This is a genomic window from Candidatus Protofrankia californiensis (assembly GCF_900634765.1).
GTDB lineage: Bacteria > Actinomycetota > Actinomycetes > Frankiales > Frankiaceae > Protofrankia > Protofrankia californiensis.
The window spans coordinates 1-4,122 of sequence record NZ_CAAAFT010000012.1 but is presented as its reverse complement, the minus strand read 5'-3'; the positions used below and the strand labels follow the sequence as shown (position 1 = coordinate 4,122).

At 63.6% G+C, this 4,122-nt stretch carries 7 protein-coding genes and 1 pseudogene; all 8 read right to left on the bottom strand.

Annotated elements, in window-relative coordinates:
• A partial coding sequence (locus DD1DGNOD_RS00495) for a hypothetical protein (protein ID WP_131769187.1) occupies positions 1-515 on the bottom strand: 515 nt, incomplete at its 3' end.
• A 568-nt stretch (positions 516-1,083) separates the two neighbouring features.
• Positions 1,084-1,401, bottom strand: coding sequence for a helix-turn-helix domain-containing protein (locus DD1DGNOD_RS00490; protein ID WP_131765014.1), 318 nt, complete (start codon positions 1,399-1,401; stop codon positions 1,084-1,086).
• Positions 1,398-1,763: a type II toxin-antitoxin system RelE/ParE family toxin gene (locus DD1DGNOD_RS00485; RefSeq protein ID WP_043602838.1), complete on the bottom strand. Its 366-nt coding sequence runs from the start codon at positions 1,761-1,763 to the stop codon at positions 1,398-1,400. Before DD1DGNOD_RS00485 ends, DD1DGNOD_RS00490 begins: the two co-directional genes overlap by 4 nt.
• A 362-nt stretch (positions 1,764-2,125) precedes the next feature.
• Complete coding sequence (locus DD1DGNOD_RS00480) at positions 2,126-2,479, bottom strand: DUF5615 family PIN-like protein (protein ID WP_131768698.1); 354 nt, start codon at positions 2,477-2,479, stop codon at positions 2,126-2,128.
• Positions 2,476-2,715, bottom strand: a complete 240-nt coding sequence (locus DD1DGNOD_RS00475; protein ID WP_131768719.1) for a DUF433 domain-containing protein — start codon at positions 2,713-2,715, stop codon at positions 2,476-2,478. The genes DD1DGNOD_RS00480 and DD1DGNOD_RS00475 overlap by 4 nt, the downstream gene beginning before the upstream one ends.
• A 336-nt stretch (positions 2,716-3,051) precedes the next feature.
• A complete protein-coding gene (locus DD1DGNOD_RS00470; RefSeq protein WP_206442857.1) occupies positions 3,052-3,231 on the bottom strand; it encodes a hypothetical protein in 180 nt (59 codons plus the stop codon).
• A 103-nt stretch (positions 3,232-3,334) separates the two neighbouring features.
• Positions 3,335-3,466, bottom strand: a pseudogene (locus DD1DGNOD_RS30630) (TIR domain-containing protein); the annotation flags it as partial.
• 84 nt (positions 3,467-3,550) lie between these two features.
• Positions 3,551-4,122, bottom strand: a 572-nt coding sequence (locus DD1DGNOD_RS26300) for a hypothetical protein (protein WP_206442856.1), incomplete at its 5' end; no start/stop codon positions are given.

Here is a 4,122-nt window from a genome sequence, read left to right as displayed (position 1 = left end):
CTAAGCAGGTCCGTGTCCTTCAGGGAGAAGAGCGGATCCCGATATCCGGCAATCACGAGATCGAACTTCTTCGGTGAGAGTAATCGCCCGACCACGAGCGAGACGTCGTCCTGTTCAACCATGTTGACAGCGGCGGAGTTTGTTATACGGCACTCTGGGCGAACAACGGAGGTTATACTGTCGCCCCCTTGCAGCCGGATCGTTGCCAGTTGGTTTCCATCACTGGCGGCCGCGTAGGAGGTGACTCCTGAGTGGACAAACCAGTCACCGATCGCGGGCGGATATTCGGTCACCTCGCGCAGGCCCAACGCGCGAATTAAATCACCTGCGACCAGTCCTATGACCGCGCTTCGCCGAAACGAGCGCATGACGTCCGACCCCTCGCTTTCCCAAACCGCGTCGAGCATCTGTCTGCCGAGGGGGGACAAGAACTGGCGGAGAGCATTCAGTCGTACGTAGTAGGCCTGGAAGGAAAGATTCTCGTCTTCCGCCGCGGGAACACCGTTCCAGGCCACGTGCCCTCCTTCGGGAGAGCGCCACCATATCGTGGTCCGGTTCTCCACGGAATCGGGGCCGGCTGCGCCGCCGGAGATTGGGGGTTGGTGCTCTGGAGGACTCGCCGGGCCGGCTGGTGAGTCCGGGTCCGGACTCGGACTCTTGCCGGTCGCGGTCGCGACTCGGGATCTTGACCCGACGAAGGACCGGAGTCGGCTGGTCGGGCCGATCCCGGTACGGCCGCACCGGTCGGAGGCCGGTCGCACCGACTCGCGCCTACCGCACTGGCCCCGCCGCTACGCCACCCTTGACCCGACCGGCGTCCCGCGCAGGCAACGGCGCTGACCGGGGAACGAGACAAAGAAATGGGAGGCACGAGGAGCCGCCGTGGCCCTTTGAGTCGGTCCGCAGCCAGTCCGCTGGATCATGGAAAACCTCTGAAGATGACGGCAGACGCCGCGAGATATCTTCGCGTCAGAGCCCCGCAGCCGATCACACGGCGCGGGGCTCTGGGCTTTCTGTAGCAGCGGGTGCAGCAACGGCCCTCAGCCCAGGAAGCCGTCGGGTGCGTTGCGGTGACGAAACAGGTCAAGCGATCGCGGCGATGTCCCCGTCGTCAAAGTAGATCGCCTGGTGCAGCCGGCCACCAAGAGCAGCAGCGTATCTGGTGACCACGTCCTGACCGGAGAGTGAGCCCTGCTCGATCTGCGAGATCCGGCCCTTGGTCACCCCCATCCGCTCGGCCACCTGCTGCTGGGTCAGACCCCGCGCACGACGCACCTCAGCAAGCCGGTGCCCCACCGCGACCGCAAGAAGCTCCTGCTTGCCGGCGGCGACCGCCTCCTCCCCACCGGCCCGGGCGACCTGCTCGGCACGGACATCAGCCCACCGTATGTAACCACTCATCGCCGATCACCCTCCTCCTGGCCGCGTTCCACCAGGTAGCTCTTGTAGCGTTGCTCCGCCAGTGGAATCGCTTCGTCGTACCAGGCGTTCCACTGCCCGGCTTTGTCCCCGGCAACAAGCAGGATGCTCGAACGCCACGGATCGAAGCAGAACAAGATCCGTACCGTGCCCGGTCTGAGTTCCTTCAGGTTCGGCAGCGACGAGCCGCTGATCGTGTCGACCAGCGGTCTCCCCAGCCCGGGGCCGGTCTCCGCGAGCAGGTCGATCGCCTGGACGACCCGCGCGTGTGTCGCGGCGTCCAGGCCGTCGATCCAGTCACGGACCTCGTTGACGAGGTAGACGTCCCACTGCCGCCCGTCCATCAAGCGAGTATAGCTCTCGCTAAACCATGGCACCGCGAAGACCACCAAGATGACCATAGTCAGAACGACTGACAGCCAAGTTGACAGCCAAACCGGCGGACGAGGGTGGAGGTTGGTGGACGCCCATGGACAGAGCCCACCAGGTCAGCGGACGGGGCGGACCTCTGTGGACGTCGACGGAAGATCCAGATCTAACTACGGATCAAGAGGTTGGGGGTTCGAGTCCCTCCGAGCGCACGTCAGGTTGAGACAGGTCAGGGCCCCGCAGCCGATCACACGGCGCGGGGCTCTGGGCTTTCTCGACCGTCTGTTGCGGTACCGCGCTCCGCTGGGTTCCCATCTGCAGAGAGCTGCCGGGCAGCCTATCGGCGGATCCGGAGCAGGCCACGGTGCGCCACCGTCACGGCACCAGCAAGATCGGCGAGCTCATGGTGTATGACCAGATCTTCGACAGCCGCGATCACGGCACGTGCGGACTGATCGTCAAGTCGGAAGACCACGATCCCACTGTGCGACCCAGGCGGATAAGTACGGATGTTCCCGAAGCCACGGTCAAGGGTGAACACCATGCGCTTCTCCTCGACCGCAGCCGCGAGTATCTCAGGATCGGAGCGGCCTGCCAGGCCCTCGGCGAACACGGTGTCAGCGTCGATCCCGTGCTTGGCAAGCCGTTCAGCGAGCGAGACAGGTAGGCCCTCGTCGAGCTTGACCCTCACGGGGCAGTATGAAGCGGCACAAGATCCTCCCGGGCCAGGCGCGCGCCATAGGCAGCGGCAGCGCGGATCCCTGACACGGTTAGTGACGGGTACTCCGCGACGATCTCCTCACCCGACATACCGTCGGCGAGGCAGTCGAGCACGACGCTTACGGGCACCCGGGTCCCCCGGATGCATGCCTGCCCGTGGCCGACCGTCGGGTTGACCACGACGAGCGCCAGAAGATCTTCCGCCATGCCTCCCAGTATGCGCCCAGATCTCAGCACCGGCCGCCCGTCCCGTGGTCCAGAACGTGGCATGGCTGACAGCCAAAGTGACAGCCAAGCCGGCGGACGAGAGTGGACGCAGGCGGACGCCAGCGGACAGAGCACACGAGGTCGGCAGACGGGGTGGACGTCCACGGACGCCAACGGAAGATCCAGATCTGACTACGGATCAAGAGGTTGGGGGTTCGAGTCCCTCCGAGCGCACGCTGGTTGAGGCAGGTCAGAGCCCCGCAGTCGATCACACGGCGCGGGGCTCTGGGCTTTTCTGATCTCCAGTACTGCAGTTTGTACTGCAGTTGGAAACGATCAGCTCCCGGACATCTCGGAGTCACCCTCGCCATCGTCACGTTCCGTGGCATCCGGCCGAGTTGGTAGGGCCAGCCGGCCAAGGATGGTGTCCATGCTCGCCGCCGTCCTGCGCCGGACGTCTTCCAGGACGTCGATGTAGATGTCCGCCGTGGTAGCGATCCGGGTATGCCGGAGCAACGCCCGGATCTCGTGGAGATCCACCCGGCGCGGAAAAGGAGCGTGGCCGACGTGTGCCTGAGATCGTGAACACGTGTCCTGTGGACGCCCACACAACACCATCCTCATACAGGACAGCAACGTTCCTCCGGCCGAGTTTCGCGGTTACGTAACCAAGTTCGAGAATGACGTTCTGGCGCGCGCGAGGCTGAAGGTCACTCACCCCCTTGATGCGCCCTTCATCGTCGGCAGTCATGAGGACAACAGGGGGCACCGATACCCGCCGCCGACCTCGTACGCCGCCTAGAGGCACCCGAACCCCCGTCCCGTCGACGCCGGATCATCCCTGAAACTTGGAGGCCGAGGTCTGGCGCCTACAGTCGACGACATATGTGTCGATCACGTGGTTCGGCACGACAGCGCTTCTGATCGTTTCTGCAACCTCGCGGCTGTCCCTCTCGTGACACATGACCACATAGCTGCCAAAGATGGTGCTCGCCGCATCCATGTAGCGAGGGAGCTGAACCTGAAGACCGTGCAGGATCTTTGCGGTACTCGTATCCTTCTTGAACTCTAAAATATGAGCCGCTTCGCCGAGGTCGAGCGTCAGATCCGTCGCCCCGACTCCATGATCGGCATTTGGGTGAACGGATATTCGCAATGCGCCGAAAGTAAGCTGGGAAAATAGCTTAAACAGTCCTTGGTGGCGTGTCTCGTGGGCAGGTTTGCCGTTCTGGTCGTAAAGATGGCGCCAGGCACCTTGCTTTTCCACCGCCTCGGTGAACCTTTCAACGGTGTCCTTCACCGCGTAGGCGAGCGCGGCATAGTCCGGTGTCGATTCTATCTTCACGGTTGGTAACACGTTCGGGAAGGGGTTCTCCTCCGCAAGACGGTCAAGCATGCTCTGGCCGA

What these genes read in the sequence shown, in the direction of transcription:
- DD1DGNOD_RS00485 (WP_043602838.1), bottom strand. Translation starts at nt 1,763, where the DNA reads ATGGACGGGCGGCAGTGGGACGTCTACCTCGTCAACGAGGTCCGTGAC.
- DD1DGNOD_RS00490 (WP_131765014.1), bottom strand. Translation starts at nt 1,401, where the DNA reads ATGAGTGGTTACATACGGTGGGCTGATGTCCGTGCCGAGCAGGTCGCC.
- DD1DGNOD_RS00475 (WP_131768719.1), bottom strand. Translation starts at nt 2,715, where the DNA reads ATGGCGGAAGATCTTCTGGCGCTCGTCGTGGTCAACCCGACGGTCGGC.